The organism is Micromonospora sp. ATLC20 (assembly GCF_057196585.1).
Window position 1 is genome coordinate 1 of record NZ_JBXUOV010000064.1, and the last position, 19,001, is coordinate 19,001.

General features: G+C 71.6%; 20 protein-coding genes and 2 pseudogenes. 13 read left to right on the plus strand and 9 right to left on the minus strand.

Annotated elements, in window-relative coordinates; all coding sequences use genetic code 11:
* The first annotated feature begins 132 nt into the window (after positions 1-132).
* On the plus strand, positions 133-597 hold the full coding sequence (locus AC2CHG_RS15610; RefSeq protein ID WP_262015946.1) for a DIP1984 family protein: 465 nt from the start codon (positions 133-135) through the stop codon (positions 595-597).
* A gap of 231 nt (positions 598-828) precedes the next feature.
* Here AC2CHG_RS15610 and AC2CHG_RS15615 read toward each other — a convergent pair whose 3' ends face one another.
* Positions 829-1,920 carry an epoxide hydrolase family protein gene (locus AC2CHG_RS15615; protein WP_484524990.1) on the minus strand — a complete coding sequence of 364 codons (1,092 nt, stop codon included), beginning with the start codon at positions 1,918-1,920 and terminating at the stop codon, positions 829-831.
* A 94-nt stretch (positions 1,921-2,014) separates the two neighbouring features.
* Here AC2CHG_RS15615 and AC2CHG_RS15620 point away from each other — a divergent pair, with 94 nt between their 5' ends.
* The 8 genes from AC2CHG_RS15620 (at position 2,015) to AC2CHG_RS15655 (ending at position 10,117) form a co-directional block, all read left to right on the plus strand.
* Positions 2,015-2,476, plus strand: coding sequence for a MarR family winged helix-turn-helix transcriptional regulator (locus AC2CHG_RS15620; RefSeq protein WP_402810497.1), 462 nt, complete (start codon positions 2,015-2,017; stop codon positions 2,474-2,476).
* 78 nt (positions 2,477-2,554) lie between these two features.
* Entirely contained in the window at positions 2,555-3,157 is a 603-nt protein-coding gene (locus tag AC2CHG_RS15625) for a helix-turn-helix domain-containing protein (RefSeq protein WP_262015989.1), read from the plus strand.
* The gene (locus AC2CHG_RS15630; protein WP_484524991.1) at positions 3,157-3,528 is read left to right on the plus strand and encodes a hypothetical protein; all 372 of its coding nucleotides are present in this window, start codon (positions 3,157-3,159) and stop codon (positions 3,526-3,528) included. The genes AC2CHG_RS15625 and AC2CHG_RS15630 overlap by 1 nt, the downstream gene beginning before the upstream one ends.
* Positions 3,525-4,430, plus strand: coding sequence for an ABC transporter ATP-binding protein (locus tag AC2CHG_RS15635; RefSeq protein WP_484524992.1), 906 nt, complete (start codon positions 3,525-3,527; stop codon positions 4,428-4,430). The genes AC2CHG_RS15630 and AC2CHG_RS15635 overlap by 4 nt, the downstream gene beginning before the upstream one ends.
* Complete coding sequence (locus tag AC2CHG_RS15640) at positions 4,427-5,221, plus strand: ABC transporter permease (protein WP_484524993.1); 795 nt, start codon at positions 4,427-4,429, stop codon at positions 5,219-5,221. Before AC2CHG_RS15635 ends, AC2CHG_RS15640 begins: the two co-directional genes overlap by 4 nt.
* 111 nt (positions 5,222-5,332) lie before the next feature.
* Positions 5,333-6,325: an endonuclease domain-containing protein gene (locus tag AC2CHG_RS15645; RefSeq protein WP_355514653.1), complete on the plus strand. Its 993-nt coding sequence runs from the start codon at positions 5,333-5,335 to the stop codon at positions 6,323-6,325.
* Complete coding sequence (locus AC2CHG_RS15650; protein WP_262015939.1) at positions 6,312-6,953, plus strand: hypothetical protein; 642 nt, start codon at positions 6,312-6,314, stop codon at positions 6,951-6,953. Before AC2CHG_RS15645 ends, AC2CHG_RS15650 begins: the two co-directional genes overlap by 14 nt.
* Positions 6,953-10,117, plus strand: coding sequence for an ATP-binding protein (locus tag AC2CHG_RS15655; protein ID WP_484524994.1), 3,165 nt, complete (start codon positions 6,953-6,955; stop codon positions 10,115-10,117). The genes AC2CHG_RS15650 and AC2CHG_RS15655 overlap by 1 nt, the downstream gene beginning before the upstream one ends.
* On the opposite strand, the gene AC2CHG_RS15660 is transcribed toward AC2CHG_RS15655, so the two are convergent.
* Complete coding sequence (locus AC2CHG_RS15660) at positions 10,099-11,013, minus strand: NADP-dependent oxidoreductase (protein WP_484524995.1); 915 nt, start codon at positions 11,011-11,013, stop codon at positions 10,099-10,101. The two genes, AC2CHG_RS15655 and AC2CHG_RS15660, sit on opposite strands and share 19 nt — an antisense overlap.
* A 115-nt stretch (positions 11,014-11,128) precedes the next feature.
* Here AC2CHG_RS15660 and AC2CHG_RS15665 point away from each other — a divergent pair, with 115 nt between their 5' ends.
* Together AC2CHG_RS15665 and AC2CHG_RS15670 are read left to right on the plus strand one after the other, a co-directional pair.
* Entirely contained in the window at positions 11,129-11,560 is a 432-nt protein-coding gene (locus AC2CHG_RS15665) for a winged helix-turn-helix transcriptional regulator (RefSeq protein WP_262015936.1), read from the plus strand.
* Positions 11,561-11,849: 289 nt separating this feature from the next.
* The gene (locus AC2CHG_RS15670) at positions 11,850-13,334 is read left to right on the plus strand and encodes an endo-1,4-beta-xylanase (RefSeq protein ID WP_366618616.1); all 1,485 of its coding nucleotides are present in this window, start codon (positions 11,850-11,852) and stop codon (positions 13,332-13,334) included.
* A gap of 83 nt (positions 13,335-13,417) precedes the next feature.
* Here AC2CHG_RS15670 and AC2CHG_RS15675 read toward each other — a convergent pair whose 3' ends face one another.
* Both AC2CHG_RS15675 and AC2CHG_RS15680 read right to left on the minus strand, forming a co-directional pair.
* Positions 13,418-13,936, minus strand: coding sequence for a cupin domain-containing protein (locus AC2CHG_RS15675; RefSeq protein ID WP_355514606.1), 519 nt, complete (start codon positions 13,934-13,936; stop codon positions 13,418-13,420).
* 259 nt (positions 13,937-14,195) lie between these two features.
* Positions 14,196-14,468, minus strand: a complete 273-nt coding sequence (locus tag AC2CHG_RS15680; RefSeq protein WP_410054958.1) for a hypothetical protein — start codon at positions 14,466-14,468, stop codon at positions 14,196-14,198.
* A gap of 31 nt (positions 14,469-14,499) precedes the next feature.
* Between AC2CHG_RS15680 and AC2CHG_RS15685 the strand changes: the two are divergent.
* Positions 14,500-14,991 (plus strand): annotated as a pseudogene (locus tag AC2CHG_RS15685) (NsdA family TPR-like regulatory protein); the annotation flags it as partial.
* Here AC2CHG_RS15685 and AC2CHG_RS15690 read toward each other — a convergent pair.
* The 5 genes and pseudogenes from AC2CHG_RS15690 to AC2CHG_RS15710 form a co-directional block, all read right to left on the minus strand.
* Positions 14,992-15,512, minus strand: a pseudogene (locus tag AC2CHG_RS15690) (NUDIX hydrolase).
* Positions 15,513-15,621: 109 nt separating this feature from the next.
* Positions 15,622-15,993 carry a hypothetical protein gene (locus AC2CHG_RS15695; RefSeq protein ID WP_262015675.1) on the minus strand — a complete coding sequence of 124 codons (372 nt, stop codon included), beginning with the start codon at positions 15,991-15,993 and terminating at the stop codon, positions 15,622-15,624.
* A gap of 580 nt (positions 15,994-16,573) precedes the next feature.
* Complete coding sequence (locus AC2CHG_RS15700) at positions 16,574-16,978, minus strand: hypothetical protein (protein WP_484524996.1); 405 nt, start codon at positions 16,976-16,978, stop codon at positions 16,574-16,576.
* The gene (locus AC2CHG_RS15705; protein WP_484524997.1) at positions 16,975-17,910 is read right to left on the minus strand and encodes a methyltransferase domain-containing protein; all 936 of its coding nucleotides are present in this window, start codon (positions 17,908-17,910) and stop codon (positions 16,975-16,977) included. Before AC2CHG_RS15705 ends, AC2CHG_RS15700 begins: the two co-directional genes overlap by 4 nt.
* Positions 17,910-18,203 carry a hypothetical protein gene (locus AC2CHG_RS15710; RefSeq protein ID WP_262015672.1) on the minus strand — a complete coding sequence of 98 codons (294 nt, stop codon included), beginning with the start codon at positions 18,201-18,203 and terminating at the stop codon, positions 17,910-17,912. Before AC2CHG_RS15710 ends, AC2CHG_RS15705 begins: the two co-directional genes overlap by 1 nt.
* Here AC2CHG_RS15710 and AC2CHG_RS15715 point away from each other — a divergent pair.
* Complete coding sequence (locus AC2CHG_RS15715) at positions 18,202-18,903, plus strand: TetR/AcrR family transcriptional regulator (protein ID WP_484524998.1); 702 nt, start codon at positions 18,202-18,204, stop codon at positions 18,901-18,903. The two genes, AC2CHG_RS15710 and AC2CHG_RS15715, sit on opposite strands and share 2 nt — an antisense overlap.
* Positions 18,904-19,001 lie beyond the last annotated feature (98 nt).

Below are 19,001 nucleotides of genomic sequence, written 5' to 3' on the forward strand. Positions count from 1 at the left end.
GCGGGGTGGGTGAGTGCCGGGTGGCTCGGCGGCGCCCCCCCCGCGGCGCGCCGCCCCCCCCCCCCCCGCCCCCCCCCCCCCCGGCGGAAAACGGAGCGACACCCGTGATCCACTGTCGCCATACTGCTGGCCATGAAGATTGCGGAGGCCCTTGCGCTGCGGGCGGATGCGGCGCGACGCGTGGAACGGCTGCGTTCCCGCATCACCGCGAGCGCCCGCTACCAGGAGGGCGAGGCGCCCGCCGAGGACGCCTCGGCGCTGCTCGCCGAGGCGGGTGAGGTGCTGGGTGAGCTGGAGACGCTGATCCGGCGGATCAACCGGACCAACGCCGTCACGACGGTGGACGGCGGCACCCTCACCGACGCGTTGGCGCGTCGCGACGTACTGCGTCTGCGGCACGGCGTGGTCACCGCCGCGGCGGACGCCGCCGCCGGTGAAGGCCAGCGCGGCTACCGCCAGCTACGGTCGGAGCTGACGATGATCCCGGCTCTGCCGGTTGCCGAACTGCGCCGGCAGGCCGACGACCTGGCCCGGCAGATCCGCGAGGTGGACACCACGATCCAGCGGACGAACTGGGAGGTCGACCTGCTGGACTGACGATTCGCGGAGCAGGTAGCCGACGTGGAGGCGTGCACGCCCCCGAGAGCCGGCGGGCAATCCGGCTCACTCCTGGCGCGCCGAGGGCAGGCGCAGGGGTTCGACTCCCCGGCACACAACGCATGCCCAGCACAGGACACAGGTGACGGCGCACAGGGCACGGCACACCACCAGGTGCAGATCCACGACGGTGAGGGTGGGACAGGGGACTTCCGCGACTCGTCCCAGGCGTCATCGCAGGTTCCAGAAGAACGACCGGACGTCGTCGGCGAACAGCTCCGGCACCTCCAGCGCGGCGAAGTGACCACCCCGGTCGAACTCGCTCCACTGCCGGATCGTGTACGTCAGCTCGGCGATCGGCCGCACGGATCGGGTGATGTCGTGCGCGAACACGGCGACGCCGAGCGGGGGCGGGCAGGGTGCGGGCGGGCCAGCGAACGCGCTCTCCCGCACCAGCCGCGCGGACGAGGCGGCAGTGCCGGTGAACCAGTAGACCGAGACGTCGGTGAGGACGCGGTCCACGCTGACTGCGGATCGCGGGTCGGTCCATTCGGTGAACTTCTCCGCGATCCACGCGAGCTGCCCGACGGGTGAGTCGTTGAGCGCGTACGACACGGTCTGCGGCCGGCTGGCGTAGAGCACCTGGTGGGGGTGGCGCTGCGTCTTGAGCCGCATGATCCGGGCGAGCCGGTCGCGGTCCTCGCCGGACAGTGCGGCCTCCCCGGTCCAGCCGGGTGGCGGGGGCGTGGGCAGGTAGTTCAGGTGTACGCCGACGACGTGCTCCGGGTCGATGCCGCCGAGCCGGGTGGAGATGACCGAGCCCCAGTCGCCGGCCTGTGCGCCGTACCGCCGGTAGCCGAGCCGGCGCATCAGCTCGGCCCAGGCGCGGGCGACGCGGTCGACGTCCCAGCCGCGTTCCCGGGTCGGCCCGGAGAAGCCGAACCCGGGGATCGACGGTACGACCAGGTGGAACTGTTCGGACAGCGGGCCGATCACGTCGAGGAACTCCACGACCGAGCCGGGCCAGCCGTGGGTGAGGATCAGCGGCAGCGCGTCCGGGTCGGCGGAGCGTAGGTGCAGGAAATGGATGTTCTGCCCGTCGATGGTGGTGGTGAACTGCGGGTACCGGTTCAGCTGGGCCTCGGCCGCCCGCCAGTCGTACGCGGTGCGCCAGTGTTCGGCCAGCTCGCGTACCCGGGCCAGCGGGATGCCGTAGTCCCACCCGGCGTCCGGTAGCTCGTCGGGCCAGCGGGTGCGGTCCAGTCGGTCGGCCAGGTCGTCGAGGTCGGCCTGCGGGATGTGGATACGGAACGGCTCGATCACTGTCGTGCTCCGATCGTTGGTGCCACTAACGTTGGTGCGACGAACGATAGCGCAGATCGTTGGGGGCGCCAACGTTTCCGGCTAGGCTGGGCACGTGGAGAACTCCGAGCCGGACCTCGTACCGACCCGCCTGGCCGGCCTGCCGAGCTGGCTCATCACCCAGACCGCCGTACGCGCCGGGCGGCTGGTGGGCGACGGGCTCGCGGCGGTCGACGCCCGGGGCTACCACTTCCGGCTGCTCGCCACGCTCGACGAGTTCGGTCCGGCCAGCCAGGCGGCGCTCGGCCGGCGCAGCGGCATCCACGTCAGCGACGTGGTGGCGGCGCTCAACGAACTCGCCGAGCGGGAGTTCGTCACCCGCAGTCCGGACCCGGCCGACCGGCGGCGCAACGTCGTCACCATCACCGCGGCCGGGCGGCGGCAGTTGCGGCGGCTGGAGAAGCGGCTCGCCGCCGTGCAGGACGAGCTTCTCGCGCCACTGTCGACTGATGAGCGCGCGGAGCTGACCCGGCTGCTCGCGCGGGTGCTGGCCCACCACACCCGCCCGCCCGCCTGACGGCTGCTGTCGGCGGTCACCCTCACTACCCGCCCTGCCATTATCGTTCTCGATAGTGATAACGTCTGTGGCGTGACGATGTCGATGGAGCGGTGGGCGGAGATCGCGCTGCACCCGGTGCGGATCCGCATCCTGCGCGCGGTCGCCGGTGCCCGGGTGACCACGCACGACCTGGTCGAGCTGCTGCCCGACGTCCCGCAGGCCACCCTCTACCGGCACCTGGCGACGCTCGTGAAGACCGGGATGCTCGACGTGGTGCAGGAGCGCAAGGTCCGCGGGGCCGTCGAGCGGGTGTACGCGCTGCCCGCGCACGGCGCCGCGCTGGACCCGGCGGCCCTGGCGACGGCGACGCCGGAGGACCACGCGCGCTACTTCACCGCGTTCGTGTCGAGTCTGCTGTCCGAGTTCTCCCGCTACCTCGCCCGGGAGTCCGTCGACTTCGTCGCCGACGGCGTCGGATACCAGCAGCTCGTCCTGCACCTGACCGACGCCGAGCTGCACGAGTTCGCGGCCGGGCTCAACGCGCTGGTCGGCCCGTTGCTCGCCCGAGGCCCCGGCGACGGACGGATCCCCCGGCTGCTGGCGACCGTCCTGATGCCCGCCGAGCGCCCGGCGACCCCCGGCGACACGCACACGCACACGTCAGCGCACGACTCCGACACGACGAAGGGCGACGACTGATGGCCTCGGTAACGCTTGACCGCGACGTGATCGACATCCGGTTCACCGGATGGGAACGGATGTGGGTCGGGCGGGAGCGGTTCACGCTGCGCCTGTCCGCCGTGCGGTACGCCGCCCCGGTGGAGGAGCCGATCCGGCTGGCCCGTGGCGCCCGGCGCGGGTACACGGTGTCCGGCTTCGCCAAGGTCGGCGTCTGGGGCATCTTCGGCGGTCCCCGGCAGCTCGTGGCGGCCCGGCGCGGTCAGCCCGGTCTGCACCTGGTGCTGGACCGCGCGGCGGCCGGCGGGGAGTTCGACGAGGTCGTCGTCTCCGACCCGGCCGCGTCGCACCTGGCCGAGGCGATCGGGCGTGTGACGGGGAGCCGGCCATGACCGGCGACCGACTGGCGATCGAGGCGTCGGGCCTGACCAAGCGCTACGGCGACGTCACCGCCGTCCGCGACCTGACGTTCACCGTACGACCCGGCGCGGTCACCGGCTTCCTCGGCCCGAACGGCGCCGGCAAGACCACCACGATGCGCATGCTGACCGGACTGGTGACGCCCACCAGCGGCGCCGCCACTATCGGCGGGCAGCCGTACGGCCGGCTGGCCCAGCCGTCGCGGACCGTCGGCGCGGTGTTCGACGGCAACGCGTTCCACCCCGGCCACACCGCCCGGGACCACCTGGGTGTCTACGCCGCGATGGCCGGCTGCCCGGACAGCCGAGTCGCGGAACTGCTGGATCTGCTGGGCCTCGCGCAGGCCGCCGACCGTCGTACCCGTGGGTTCTCCACCGGTATGCGCCAACGGCTCAGCCTCGCCACGGCGCTGCTCGGCGACCCCCGCGTCCTGCTGCTCGACGAGCCGTCGAACGGCCTGGACCCGGAAGGCATGTCGTGGCTGCGCGGCCTGCTGCGCCGGCTCGCCGACGAGGGCCGCACCGTGCTGGTCTCCAGCCACGTCCTGCACGAGGTCCAGCAGGTGGTGGACGACGTGGTGGTGATCCGGCGCGGTGAACTCGTCGCCGCCGGACCGTGGTCCCGGCTCACCGGCCCGCCGACGGTGCTCGTCACCTCGCCGGACGCGGAGGCCCTGGCCACCGCGCTGACGGCCGCCGCCGGGTCCGTCGAGGCCGCCGGGCCCGGCCGACTGCGGGTACGCGGACTGGACGCGCCGCGCGTCGCCGACCTCGCCGCCGACCACCGGCTGCGGATCCACGAGCTGGTCACCGAGGCCACAAGCCTCGAACAGCTCTTCCTCGACCTGACCACAGACCCGGCGGAGGCCCGATGAACCTGCTCAGAGCGGAACTACGCCGGGTCCTGGCCACCCGCATGTGGACCGGGCTGCTGCTCGCCGCCGTCGCGCTCGGCGGCGGCCTGGTCGGGCTGATGGCACTTGTCGGGCCGGAGAACTTCGACCCGCCGATGCCCGGCCTGCACACCGAGGAAGGCCTGCGGTCCATCCTCGGCATCCTCGGCTTCACCGCCTTCGTGCCGGCCGCCGCCGGCGCCCTCGCGGCGACGTCCGAGTACCGGCACGGCACCGCCGCCGTCACGTTCATGTTCGCGCCGCGCCGAGGGCGGGTACTCGCCGCGAAACTCGCCACCCACGCGATCGTCGGCCTCGGCTACGGGATCGCCCTGGCCGGCTCCGCCGCGGTGGCGCTGTTCACCGTCGCCGCCGCGCGTGGCGTGTCGCTGGGCCTGCCCGCTCCCACAGTGCTGGCGCTGCTCGCCCGCATCGGCGTCGCGATGGCTGTGTACCTGCTCGTCGGCACCGGCGTGGGTGCGCTGCTCCGCAACCAGGTCGCTGCCGTGTGCGTCGTGGTCGGCTACCTGTACCTCGCCGAGCCCGTACTGATGATGATCCCCGGCGTCAACGCGCTCTACCCGCTCCTGCCCGGCGGAGCCACCGCCGCACTCACCGACTTCACCTACGTCGCCGACGCGATGTCCGCGCAGCTCGGCAGCGACGCCGTCGCGCTCCTGCCACCGGCGGCCGGTGCGCTGCTGCTGACCGGGTACGCGCTCGCCGCCGCCGCGCTCGCCGTGGTCGTCCCGATGCGCCGCGACATCACCTGAGCGTCGCCGCTTCGTCGCCGTCCGGCGTATCAGGGCTGGCGCCGCCCGAAGACGATTCGTAGTCTGGTCATCCGACGTCCGGGGTCGACGGTGGGGGAGGGCCGACACTGCATGGACCCGGTCCTCGCCGGTCTGCCGACCGACCGCGTCGTCGCTCTGCCCGGCGCGGACGCCGACGCGGTCGCCATGATGATCGCCCGCGACCACGCGGAGCTGGCCGCCGTCGTGCACCGCCCGGTCTCGGCCTGCACCATGCCCGCGGACTTCGTGCACGCCGTGCTGGACCGGCTCGAACGGGTCGCCGTCGAGCTGCTGCCGGCCTGGCTGCCCGAGGCCGCGCACGACGTCCGCCCGGACATCTCCGGGCTCGCCGCCGTACGGGCCGCGGCCGCCGCGCGCTCGCGCCGTGACCGCTACCCCGGTTCGATCCTGTCCGACCTGGCCGTCTTCGCGGTGACCGGCCGACGGCCCGGCACCACGACGCTCCCGCTGCGCGCCCGGGCCGCCGCGCTGGCGCGTCTCGTCGCCGACGCGTTCGGCAGACGGAAAGTGGTGCTGCTCGCCGAGCCGGTCCACGGTGACGGCGCGGTGACGGCGGCCGGGGCCGCGTGGCTCGTGCAGCACGGTGGCCCGGCGGTCTGGCTGGCCGGAGCCGGTGCGGCCGGGCTGGACGGGCTTCCGGCTTTCCGCGTCGCACCGCCGGCCGCGCCCGTCGACCAGGCACCGGTGGCGGGCCGGCCGCACCCGGGCAGCGACGCCGAGAAGCGCCTGGAGGCGGCGCTGGCCGCGCAGAGTTGGGCGGCCGGACGGAGATGGAACCAGAACTACCAGTCGCACCGTCTTTCCGCGCCGGTACGCCTGGATCTAGTGTGGCCGGACGAGCGGTGCGTGGTGGAGATCGACGGCCCGGAGCACTGCCGCCCGGTCCGCTTCGAGGCCGACCGGCAACGTGACGTCCAGCTGCAACTGGACGGCTACGCCGTCCTGCGCTTCACCAACGCCCGAGTAATCCACGACGTCGGCACCGTGGTCACGCAGATCGGCACGTATCTGCGGGCACGTCGCCGAGACCTGGCGGAAGGACGGCACCATGGCCGGCGATGACCTGACCGCATCCGAGAGCGCGATCCTCGTCGTGCTCATGGCCGAGGCGCGGGAGGTGCTGAGCACCGAACTCCGCGACCGCTACGGCCTGGTCGTACGCAAGCCGCAGCGCGACAAGCTCACCCGCCTGCACTACGTCGCCAGCCGCAAGAGCGGGCCGACGTACGCCCTGCAACTGGACGACAAGGGCTGGGTACGGATGCAGAGCGACCTCGACTTCACGCTGCGGGGAGCGAGCGCGCTCGGCGCCGCGCTCACCGCGGTGCAGGCGCACCTGCGCGATCGTGTCCTGGCCCGCAGCGGCTGTGCGACGCTCGCCGAACTCTTCGCGCTCACCGACGTGCGCGCGCCCGCCGCCGAGCCGGCCGGGTCGCTGGAGGCGCGTGTCGTCGCCGCGTACCGGGCGCTCGCCGACGAGCCCGGCGCCTGGGTGAGCCTGCGGCGTCTGCGACCGTTCTTCGCCGACGTGCCCCGCGACGACCTGGACGAGGCGCTGCGGCAGCTCAGCCGGTCCGAGGGCGTCACCATCGCGCCGGAGTCGAACCAGAAGACGCTCACCGAGGCGGACACCGCTGCCGCGCTCCGCCTCGGCGGGCAGGAGAACCACCTGCTGGCGATCGGCGTGTGATGAACGAGGCGGAACGGAACGCGTTGGCCGCCCTGCGGTTCGACTGGGCGCCGGTGCCCGACGACGTGTGGCGGCCGTTGCCCTTCCACGTCGACGGCCTGCACGTACCAGTCGTCCGGGACGTCCTCGCCGGGGTGGACGAGGCCGCGGCGAACCCGCACGGCAGCCCGCTCGGCCTGGTCGTCCAGGGTCAGCGCGGCTCCGGCAAGACCCACCTGCTGGGTGTGATCCGCCAGCAGGTGCAGGAGCGCGGCGGCTACTTCTTCCTGGTCGGCCTGCTCGACGCCGGCGGCTTCTGGGACGGCGTGCTCGCCGCGATGCTCGACGGCCTGTCCCGGCCGGTGCCCGGCAGCCGCGAGACGCAGCTCAAACTGCTGCTGCGGCGACTGTCCGCCCTGGTCGGGGCACCCCGGACGGCGCGCCGGGCCGTCATGGGCGACACCGAACTGACAAAGGCGGCGCTCGACGCCTTCCTCGACGGGCTCGGAGACTTCGACAGGCACGCGGCCCGCACCTGCCAGGAGACGGCGCGCGCGCTGGCGCTCAGCGCCTCCGAGGACATCTCCCACCGCGACATCGCGGAGAACTACTTCCTCTCCGGTGAGGAGGTGGCCGCCGGGGAACGCGCGGCCTGGGGCATGCGCCGCATTCCGCGCCCGGCCCAGCAGATCGTTCAGGACCTGTCCTGGCTGCTCGCCCTCACCGGCCCGTCGGTGGTGGCGATCGACCAGATCGACACGCTCATCGCCCAGCTGGCGATCCAGAGCGATCCCGCCCTGGCCGGTGCGGCTGCGATGAGCCCGGAGCAGGCGCTGATGCTGGCCCGGATGGCGGACGGCCTGATGGCGTTACGGCAGACGACCCGGCGCACGCTCACCGTCCTGGCCTGCATTCCGAACTCGTGGACCATCATCAAGTCCACCGCCGCCGACACCGTCGCGGATCGGTTCCGGGAGACGCCGCCGCTGCGCCGCATCGACGACGCCGACGTGGCCCGGGCGATCATCGAGAAGCGGTTCACCCTCCGCTACCAGGAGGCGGGGTTCGTCCCGCCGTACCCGTCGTGGCCGGTGTCCCCGCGCGCCTTCGCCGAGGCCGGTGCGTTCACCCCGCGTCAGCTGCTCATCGAGATCGACAAGCACATCCGCGAATGCCTCGCCGACGACCAGGTGCGGGAGATGACGAGCCTCGGCGAGCCACCCATCGCGGAACCCCGGGCTCCCCGGCCCGCCCCGGTGACCGCCACCGGCGAGGAGATGGACCGCTACGACGCCCGGTTCGCCGAACTGCGGGAGGCCGCCGACGTCACCGGCCCGCTGCGTCGCGCATCCGAGGACGCGGCCATGCCGCCACTGCTCGCCGCCGGGCTCACCGCCTGGATCCTGGAGCGGGGCGACGCGGGCGAGGCGTTCAGCGTCGACCCGCCCCCGAGCACCGACCCGCCGCTGCACGCCCGGCTGCGGCTCACGCTCGACGAGCGCACCGAGGACCAGGTGCACTGGTGTTTCCGGGCGATCGGGGACGACCACCACGGCAATGCCGCGCTCGCCCGTCTCCGCAAGGCGTCGGTGGCCGCCGCCCTGGACACCGGATCGGGGCGACGGAAGCTGTTCCTGCTGCGCAACCGCGCCTGGTCGACCAGCGCGGCCACCAGCAAGGCGGTGGGGGCGTTCACCGCGGCGGGCGGCCAGACGCTCGGCCTCGACGAGGAGGACTTGCGAGTCCTCTCCGCGCTGCGGGTCATGCTCGCCGAGGCCACCATGGACCTCCAGGGCTGGCTGGCCGAGCGCCGGCCGACCCGGGAGCTGAAGTTCCTCCAGCACGCCCTGGCCGACGTGGACCGCTGGACCACCGACGCCGGACCGCCGCCGGAGCCCGCCGAGCCGTCGCCGGCCGCCGCCGCTGCCACCGGCCCGGCCGATCCCTCGTTCGTCGTCGGGCACGGGTACGACGACGGGGAACCGGTGCCGCTGGCGCTGGAGGCGCTGCGTAAGCACACCACGATCTTCGCCGGGTCCGGCTCCGGCAAGACCGTCCTCATCCGCCGCATCGTCGAGGAGTGCGCGCTGGCAGGCGTATCGGCCATCGTGCTCGACCCCAACAACGACCTCGCCCGCCTCGGCGAGGCATGGCCCGAACCGCCCGCGCAGTGGCGGCCGGGTGACGCGGACCGGGCCCGGGACTACCTCGCGCACACCGACGTCGTCGTCTGGACGCCGCGCCGCAACTCGGGCCGCCCGCTGAGCTTCCAGCCGCTGCCCGACTTCACCGGCGTACGCGACGACCCGGACGAATTCGCCGAGGCCGTCGAGGCGGCAGTCGCGTCGCTCGCGCCACGCGCCATGGTGACCGGCCGGGCCACCCGGGCGCATCTGGGGCTGGCCGTGCTGCGCAAGGCGGTCGAGCACTACGGCCGGCGCGGCGGCTCCCGCCTGCAGGGCCTCGTCGACACGCTCGCCGACCTGCCGGACGGGATCATCGACCTGGACGACGCCGACAAGATCGGCCTCAGCCTGGCGCAGACCCTCACCGCCGCCATGGTGAACGACCCGCTGTTCGGCGGCGAGGGCACGCCGATGGATCCCGGCGTGCTCCTCACCCCCGCACCCGGCAAACGGGCCCGCGTCTCCGTGGTCAGCCTGGTGGGCCTGCCGTCCGACGACGTACGGCAGAGCTTCGTCAACCAGCTGCAGATGGCGTTGTTCGCCTGGATCAAGAAGAACCCGGCCGGCGACCGCCCGCTGCTCGGGCTGCTCATCATGGACGAGGCGCAAACGTTCGCCCCGTCCGGCGCGATGACCGCGTGCACCCAGAGCACACTGGCGCTGGCCGCCCAGGCCCGCAAGTACGGCCTCGGTCTGATCTTCGCCACCCAGGCGCCGAAGGGCCTGCACAACCGCATCCCCGGCAACGCGGCGACCCAGCTCTACGGCCTGATGAACAGCCCGATCCAGATCGAGGCGGCCCGGGAGATGGCCCGCGCGAAGGGCGGCGACGTGCCGGACATCTCCCGCCTCACCGTCGGCGAGTTCTACCTCGCCGCCGAGGGCGCCGCACCCCGCAAGATCCGCACCCCGCTGTCGCTCACCCACCATCCGCGCAGCCCGCTCACCGTCGAGGAGGTGCTGGACCGGGCGCGCGGCGGTCAGGGGCGCAGCACGTAGCGCCCGCGTACCCCGCCCTCGGTCATCGCCCGGTGCGCGTCCGCGGCCCGGTCCAGCGGCAGGACCGCGTGCACCCGGGCCGGCAGCTCACCGGCCGCGGTGCGGGCGAGCAGGTCGGCGAGGCGTACCCCGTCGGCACGGGTCTCGATCACGCGGACGGTGACGCCGCGCTCGGCGGCCGGCTGTGCGTTGGGCCGCACGCCGACGAACACGCCGCCGTCGCGGACCAGGGCGAGTGCCCGCTCCTGCGATGCGGCGGCGTCGGCGACCGCGTCCCAGCCCGGTTCGGCGGCGGTGGTGAAGTCGGCGCCGAGGCTGCGGACGAACTTCTCGTCCCCGGCCCGCGCCAGGCCGGTCACCCGCCATCCCCGGGCCGAGGCGAGCGCGAGGACGTAGCCGCCGACCGCGCCGGCCGCCCCGGTGACCAGCAGCCGGCCATCGGCGGGCGGCTCGCCGAGCGAATCGACGACCTGCGCCGCGGCGAGGCCGTTGAGCGGCACTGTCGCCGCCGCCACCAGGTCCAGATCATCGGGTACGACGGCGAGGCCGGCCGTGGGCACGACGAGTTGCTCGGCGTACGTGCCGTAGTCGCGGTCGAATCCGACCACCAGACCGGCGACAGGGGTGCCGGCGGTCAGGTCCACGCCCGGGCCGACGGCGTCGACGGTGCCGGCGAAATCCCAGCCCAGGCCGGTGTGGTGCGGCTGGTCGATCAGCCCCAGCGAGTGGAAGAAGCCGCCTGCCACCCCGAGGTCGACGGGGTTGACCGCCGCCGCCGCGACCGCCACCCGGACCTCGCCGGGCCCCGGCTCGCGCTCCGGAACGTCGATGATCTCGATCGCGTCGGGTCCGCCCGGGGTGCGGACGACGGCGGCGCGGAAGGTACGCGTACCCATGATGGTGTCTCCTTGTTCGTGAGGGATGCCCTGCTCCACGATGGAGGGGTAACTTTCTTTCGGGAAGTACGCACTTCGGAGTGCGTTGGGTACCCCCGGGTAGGAGGCGCGGACGATGCCGACGCAGACGGCGGCGGAGAAGCGGGCGCAGGCGCGGGAGGAGTACGACGCGTTCCTCGCGGGCTGCCCGAGTCGGCAGCTCCTGGACCGGATCTCCGACAAGTGGGTGGCGCTGATCCTGGCCGCGCTCGGCCGCGACGGCCCGGACCGCAACGCGGAGCCGCAGGCCATGCGCTACTCCGAGCTGTCCCGCCGCCTGGCCGGGGTCAGCCAGAAGATGCTCACCCAGACGTTGCGCTCGCTGGAACGCGACGGCCTGGTCACGCGCACCGTGACGCCGAGCGTGCCGGTGACTGTCACCTACGAGCTGACCGACCTGGGCCTGTCGCTGCACCGGCTGACGTACGGCATCAAGCTGTGGGCCGAGGCGCACATGGACGAGGTGCACGCCAACCGCGAGCGGTACGACGCCGCGGTCGATCGCTGACCGGCCGCCCCGGGATTCTCCGAAACTTTCGGTCCTGGCCGCGGTTCTCGTCGGGCTTCGCTCTCACGGACATCTGTGGACTCCCGCGCTGATCAGCCGGTCGAGTCCACGTTCGCGTTGACATCGACATTGACCGATCGTGCCGTCGCGGATATCTTCCCAGGGAAGTTACCGGTACATCTTCGAAAAGTTTCAGGGCAGTGACGCGGGGGTGGGCGCACCGCCGGCTCCCACCCGCGTCCAGCCGGGCATCGCCAGCGCATCATCGTCCGATATGCAGAGGAGTGTCATGAAACATCTACCGAGGCGCAGCCACCGCGTGGTGCTGGCCGCCGTCACCAGCGCGCTGGCACTGGCCGGTGCCGCGCTCGTGGTGCCCAGCCTGGCCCAGGCAGCGGCGAGCACGCTCGGCGCCGCCGCGGCACAGTCGGGCCGCTACTTCGGCACCGCCATCGCGGCGAACCGGCTGGGCGACTCCACGTACAGCACCATCGCGGCGCGTGAGTTCAACATGATCACCGCTGAGAACGAGATGAAGCCGGAAGCGCTCCAGCCCAACCGGGGCCAGTTCAACTTCTCCTCCGGTGACCAGATCTACAACTGGGCGACCCAGCGGGGCTTGAAGGTCCGTGGCCACACGCTGGCGTGGCACGCGCAGCAGCCGGGTTGGATGCAGAGCCTGAACGGCAGCAACCTGCGTCAGGCGATGATCGATCACATCAACGGTGTGATGGCCCACTACCGGGGCAAGCTCGCGGCGTGGGACGTGGTGAACGAGGCGTTCAACGAGGACGGCAGCCGCCGCAGCTCGAACCTGCAGGGCACCGGTAACGACTGGATCGAGGTGGCGTTCCGCACGGCGCGGGCGGCCGACCCGTCGACGAAGCTCTGCTACAACGACTACAACATCGAGAACTGGTCGTACGGCAAGACGCAGGGTGTGTACAACATGATCCGGGACTTCAAGTCCCGGGGTGTGCCGATCGACTGCGTGGGTCTGCAGACCCACTTCACCGGCGGTAGCTCGTTGCCGGGCAACTTCCAGACCACGCTGCAGAACTTCGCGGCGCTGGGTGTGGACGTGGCGCTGACCGAGGTCGACGTGACCAACTCCTCGACCAGCCAGTACGCCGGGCTGACCCAGGCGTGCATCAACGTGCCGCGCTGTATCGGCATCACGGTGTGGGGCGTGCGGGACAGCGACTCGTGGCGCTCGAACGAGAGCCCGCTGCTGTTCGACGGCGGAGGCAACAAGAAGGCCGCGTACAACTCGGTCCTCAACGTCCTCAACGCCGCGTCGCCCAGCCCCACGCCGACCACGACCGTGTCGCCGACCGTGTCGCCAACCGTGTCGCCGACCGGCGGGCCGACCACGCCGCCCCCGACCAACGGCGCGAGCCGAATCGTCGGCAGCCAGTCCGGCCGGTGCATCGACGTGCCGAACTCCTCGCAGAGCAACGGCACCCGGGTGCAGCTCTACGACTGCCACGGCCAGACCAACCAGCGGTGGACCTACACCTCCAGCCGGCAACTGACCGTGTACGGCTCGATGTGCCTGGACGCCGCCGGCTCCGGCAACGGCTCGGCCGTCCAGATCTACAGCTGCAACGGACAGACGAACCAGCAGTGGAACGTCAACTCCAACGGCACCATCACCGGAGCCCAGTCCGGGCGCTGCCTCGACGTCTGGGGCACCGGCAACGGCCAGCAGGTGCAGATCTACGACTGCAACGGCCAGGCCAACCAGCGATTCCAGCTCGTCGCGACGAGCTGACCTCCTCGTACGGCAACCGGCTCACCGTCGTGGTCTCGGCCACGGCGGTGAGCCGTTTGCGTGGTGCTCGCGTGCTGCCGGTGTCAGCCGATCAGCAACTCCGTGCGGTAGTCGGCGGCCAACGCGGCGGCCCGGTCCCGGCGCTCGGCCTGCTCCTCGTCGGTGAGAGCCGGCGGCGGCGAGGTGGGACCGTCCACCCGATCGCCCACCCGCAGGAAATACTCGTCCTGCCCGGCCGGCGTGCACATGCAGAGCAGCCGCGCGGGCTGGTCGAAGGAGTTGCGGAAGAAGTGCGGCGCGTTCGCCGGAATGTGGATCGTCTCCCCGGCCCGCGCGACGGTCCGCTCGCCCCGGAACGTGAACTCCACCGCCCCGTCGAGCACCGTGAACATCTCCTCGAAGTCGTGCCGGTGCGGAGGCGGCCCACCGCCGGGCGGAACCCGCATGTCGATCAGGCAGTACCGGCCGGCCGTCTGCGCGCCGGTGACCAGGATCGTGTAGGTGCCGCCCGCGATGGCGAGATGCGTGAGGGCGGGATCGTCGGGACGGGCGTGGACGAGGGTACGGGTCGGATCGTCGGACGGGATCGCACCGCTGGCCATCGGTTCTCTCCTCGATCGTCGGTCTGCGGATCGATCCCCCTCATAGCCATCAGGCAAGCCGCTAAACCTGGCGCTCCCGGCTGTCACTGTCGGGCTCCGCTCGGCGGTGTCGCCCTTCTCAAGCTCTGCCATCGATCGGCGTAGTGCGGCGGCGTTGCTCGGATTGCGAAGGAGGTACTCGGTTTCCCTCGACTCGCCTCCCGCCGGCGGCACGATCATCACGGGCTCCTGGCCGGATCGAGTCATCGTTTCCTCCGCGTCATCGGTGACGCGGAGGAGTCAGTTTCCGTACTCCTGGCTTCGGTGGAGCCGTTTCCCGCGTCCAGCCGAGAAAACGGCGGTGCAGCACGCCGGCCGGCGTCCAGGGCATGTCCTCGGTGGCTTGCACGAGGTAGGAGCCGAGGTAGAGAGCCAGCGACACCGGGGCGTCGGCATACTCAGCGCGCAGTTCCCGCTTGCGCGTGGGACAGGGCCAGGGCAGGTCGCAGCCGCCACAGCTCCAGACCGGCATGACCGGACCGTGGGTGGTCACCGCACACCCTCCAGAAAGCGGGCGGTGATCGGTGCTGACCGCGGAAGCACTGGTCATGGAAGCCCACGCCCATGCTGTCGCCCTCCACGAACGCGACTGCGCCGCCGCGCTTCATCAAGCAGAGCAAGCCCTCGACCGCGCCGACCGCAGCAGCGACCCGCAATGGCTCGGCTACTTCGACGAGGCGTACCTGTCAGCCAAGTTCGGCCATTGCTTTCACGCGCTCGGTCAACACCGTCGAGCCGAGCGCTTCGCCGCTCGCTCACTGAAGATGGACGAGCGTTACGTGCGCGGGAAGGCGTTCAACCTCGCCCTACTGGCCAGCGTCTACGCTCGTTACGGCGAGCCGGAACGGGCCAGCGCCATCGGCACCGAAGCCCTCACCCTCGCCACGCAGCTACGGTCGGCCCGTGCCGTCCGTTACGTGCGCGACCTGCAAACCGGTCTGACACCTCACCGCCGTACGCCAGCGGTACGGCAGTTCATCACCCGGGTCGACGCGGCACTCGGCCAGCGGCGCTGACTACAGCTCACCCCGGGCCTTCCGTGCCACCAATTCCAGCACCGCGATCACTGTGCCGGCACCCATGATCTCACCCTCGGACACGAGTCGCCGCGCCTCTTCCAGTGGAATCCAGGCCACCCGCTCGGTCTCGTTGACGTCCACCGGGGCGCCGATGTGCTCCGCCTCGCGGGCGAGGAACAGCAAGTTCTCCGCGTCCGCGGTCGCCACCCGGTCTCCTCCTCGACCTCCCGGACTGCGCACCTTGCCGGATCCTCGCCCTCGTCGACGTAGCCGCCGGGCAGCTCCCACACCCACCGGTCGAAGACAAACCGGTGCCGTCGCATCAGAAGCAGGCGCTCCTGGCCGTCGAGTACAGCAACCATGGCCGATCGGGGCGCCCGGATCACGTACTGCTCGAAGCGGATCCCGTCTGGAAGCTCCACGTCCGCGATGCTCAACCGGGAGCGCCGGCTGCCGTCGACAACCCGCTCACCATGAATCGTCCACCGCGTCGACCTGCCAGTCAGTTCCTCCGTCACCCGGCCAGTATCCGACCGGTGGCACCGGAACGCTGTCGAGCGGTGCCCCGCCGACTCGACTCGGTCCCGACCGCCCCTTCCTCCGCGCCGGATGTACGAACCCTGCTCATCAGGCTGACAGGCGCGGCCAAGATCGCGGCCACGCCTCCAGGCGCATGACGATTCGCAGGAGGCTAGCCTCAAACGCGGCCTCCTCAAGCTCGCCTCCTCGGCGGCGGGACCACAAGTCGCTCAGGTCATCTTCGATGGCACCAAGTTCGACGAGTCGGTCGGCGCAGTCGTGGCTTCTCTGACGCGCCTCGGCCGGACTGCCGGAGTCGGTGGCCATCTTGTCTGCGGCCACGGCCAGTGTGCAGCGTGCCTCTGCCGTGATGCCACGGCCGGCGGTCTCGACTGCCCGCAGGGTCCCTTCGGGTCCTCGAACGATCTCGACGAACAGGCCGAGCAGCCGCGAATTGCGCACGAGCGGTCCGTCCGTCATCGCCTACCCTCCAGCTGTTCGGTCCGCTGCCGCTTCGGAGAGCACTCTGACACGGAGGCCGGGCTGGCGGTTGGTTCACTGATGCACTTCGCTGCTGTACCTCCCCCGATCATGCCAACAGCGACCTCGGTCGGGGCCGCTGAACTGTGGGGAGTGGGCCGGAGGCATCACCATGCGAACCGCAACGCCACCATCGCTGGTGAACTACTACCGCTACGTTCGCGCAGATCAGGAGGCTGATCAACCGCGACCCCGGCGGAGCTTGGGCGATCCGGCGGAGGTCGCCACCTTGGTCGAAGATGATCGGCAATCGGGCGCTCAGCGCTCGCGGTGCTCCTCCGGAAGGGAGGGGCCTTGCTGTAGCGGGCCTTGAGCGCCGGGTCGAGGGAGACTCGCCGACCCGGCTCGCGACAGCGTGACTACTCAACGAGGCGTCCGAGCAGCCAGCGCCCGCCCCCTGCCGGCCACTCTCGGCACCCCAGCCGGTCTCCGGGCGGGCGGTAGGCGTCTTCGACCGCGGCGCCGCCCGACGGCGGTTCCGGCGACCGGACGCCGATCGGGCGCGGCCCGATCCCAGCGGCTACAGCCGTTCGAAGCTCTCCATACCGGCGAGTTCGAGCACCTTGGTCCGGGTCGCCGGACATTCCTGCCGGGTCTGGTCGTCGATCTGACGGCCAGTCGGCACGGCACCCTGCTTCTCGTACCACGAGTAGAGGTTCACGGTGAGGTTGGCCATCGTGCCCGTCTCGGACCCGATCCCTTTCAGCGTCGGCAACTGTCCGTCGAGGTAGGCACACACCTCCTTCGCCGACACCGGCGCCGAGCCGCCGGCCGGAGCGGATCCGGCGGTGCTGGACGCGGCGTCGGCTGCTGTGGGGGTGCCTGGCGTAGCGGCCCCGAAGGAATCGGGCGCGCCCGCGTCGGCACACGCCGTCAGGGCGATCACAACACAGAGGATCGGTGCGAGCATTCGGATCGTTCTCATCGGTTCTCGTCCTGACGTGGTTGTCGGTGGTGGGTGACCGGCGGACAGCCCGCGGCGGATGGTTTGTCAGCCCTGACGGCGACAGCAGTGAGGAGCCACAGGCCGGCGGGCAGTCGGTAGCCGACGCCAGGTTCACGAAACCGTTCGAGCAGCCGGACCGCCCCCGCTCGGGCCGAAGCCTGCCCAGCCGGCGGCGCAGCCCGGTACGCCGCACCTGCGGCGCCGACCTCGATAAGCCATTCGGCCACCGCATCGGCATCGTCCGGAGCGTCCATAGTGATGTCATGCGGCGTGATCGTGACGGCGGTGAAGCCGGCGACGCTGAGGACCCGGGCGAGCCGTGCCGGGTCGGCGAAGGAGAACGGACCGGGCTCGTCACCCACCGGTAGCGGTGGTAGCGGCCCGAGGTGCGGTGCCGCGCCGAGCATCGCCGCGAACAGCCACGGGTTGACGCTGCCGTCGCGGAAGACGGTGGCGGCGAGGCGCCCTCCCGGGCGCAGTGATCGCCGGATCGCGGTGCAGCCGGCAACAGGATCCGCCAACAGCATCAGGGTCATTCGCGAGTACGCCGCGTCGAACGGTGCCCCCGGGACCACATCGAGGGTCTCGATGTCGGCCGTGCGGAACCGGACACTCGGGTACCGGTCCGGAGGGAACCGTTGCCGAGCGGCGGCCACCATCGCCTCGGCGATGTCGATACCGATCGCCGCGCCGGTATCGCCGACCGCCGCGGCGATCTCGGCCGTGGTGCCGCCGCAGCCGCAGCCCACATCAAGGATCCGTTCGGCCAGCCGTGCGGCCAATCGATCCATGGCCGGTGCGCCCAGCGGTCGACCGACCTCGTCCTGCCGATCGGCGTGCCGGATCCAGCCGGCTGCCGCACCCGTCCAGAAAGCGGCGCTGCGGGCCTGCAACGTGACGGTGTCGGCCATCAGAACGGCATCTCGGTGCCGTCGACGCTCATCGATCGGAAACTGGCCGCCTTGGTTGGATCGAAGCCGTCCTCCTGCGCCGCCAGGCCGGCAGCCCGGACCAGCCGTTCCGACTGGAACCGGCGGAACGCATCTTCGTCCTGCCAGATGTTGATGATCCGCCAGCCGCCCGCGGTCGGGCCGGCGACATGCGCGACGAGTCCCGGCGGTCGGTCCGGTCCGAGGTGTCGCTCCACCTGCCGGTACTCCGCCTCGCTGACACCGGGCATCTCCTGCAACACACCGAACGGCATGGCCGCCTCTTTCAATAGAGTTAGCATCTATCCAATAGAGCACTACACTGGCGGTGTGGTTGTCAAGAGGCGCTATGACTCGTCCCGGCGGAAGGAACAGTCCCGACAGACCCGACAGGCGATCCTCGAAGCGGCCAGCCGGCTGTTCGTCGACCCCGGATACGCGGCCACGCCGTTGACCGCCGTCGCCGCGGAGGCCGGCGTCGCGGTCCAGACGGTGTACGCGCTGTTCGGCAGCAAGCGGCAACTACTCTCCGATCTGGTTGACGTCACCCTGGCCGGCGACGATGAACCGGTAGCCCTGCCGGACCGACCCTTCGTCGCCGAGATCCGCGCGCTCGCCCACCCCCGCGCCAGGCTCGCCCGCTACGCCCGCCATCTGGTGGAGGTCAACGCCCGGCAGGCCCAGGTGATGCTCGCGTTGGCCGGAGCGGCCACGGCCGACCCAGACGCCGCCGAGGTCTGGCGCAAGAACATCGAAGAGCGCCGCCGCGGCATGGCCATGTTCGCCGCAGAACTCGTCGGCACGGGAGCACTCCGCCCCGACCTGGACGTCGAGCAGGTGGCCGACATCCTCTGGCTGGCCCAGGACGTCCGCAACTTCGACTGGCTCGTCCGACAACGCGGATGGCCGCTGGAGGAGTACCAGCGGTGGTACGTGGACACCGTCAGCGGCGCCACCATCGCCGGCGGCGAATAGCGGACCGGCTCCGGCTCACACCTCTGGCCGCCTTTCCGACTGGAGATCGACAGTACGATCCGCGCGACCGCAGGCCGCGTTCGCTGAGCCGACGCTTC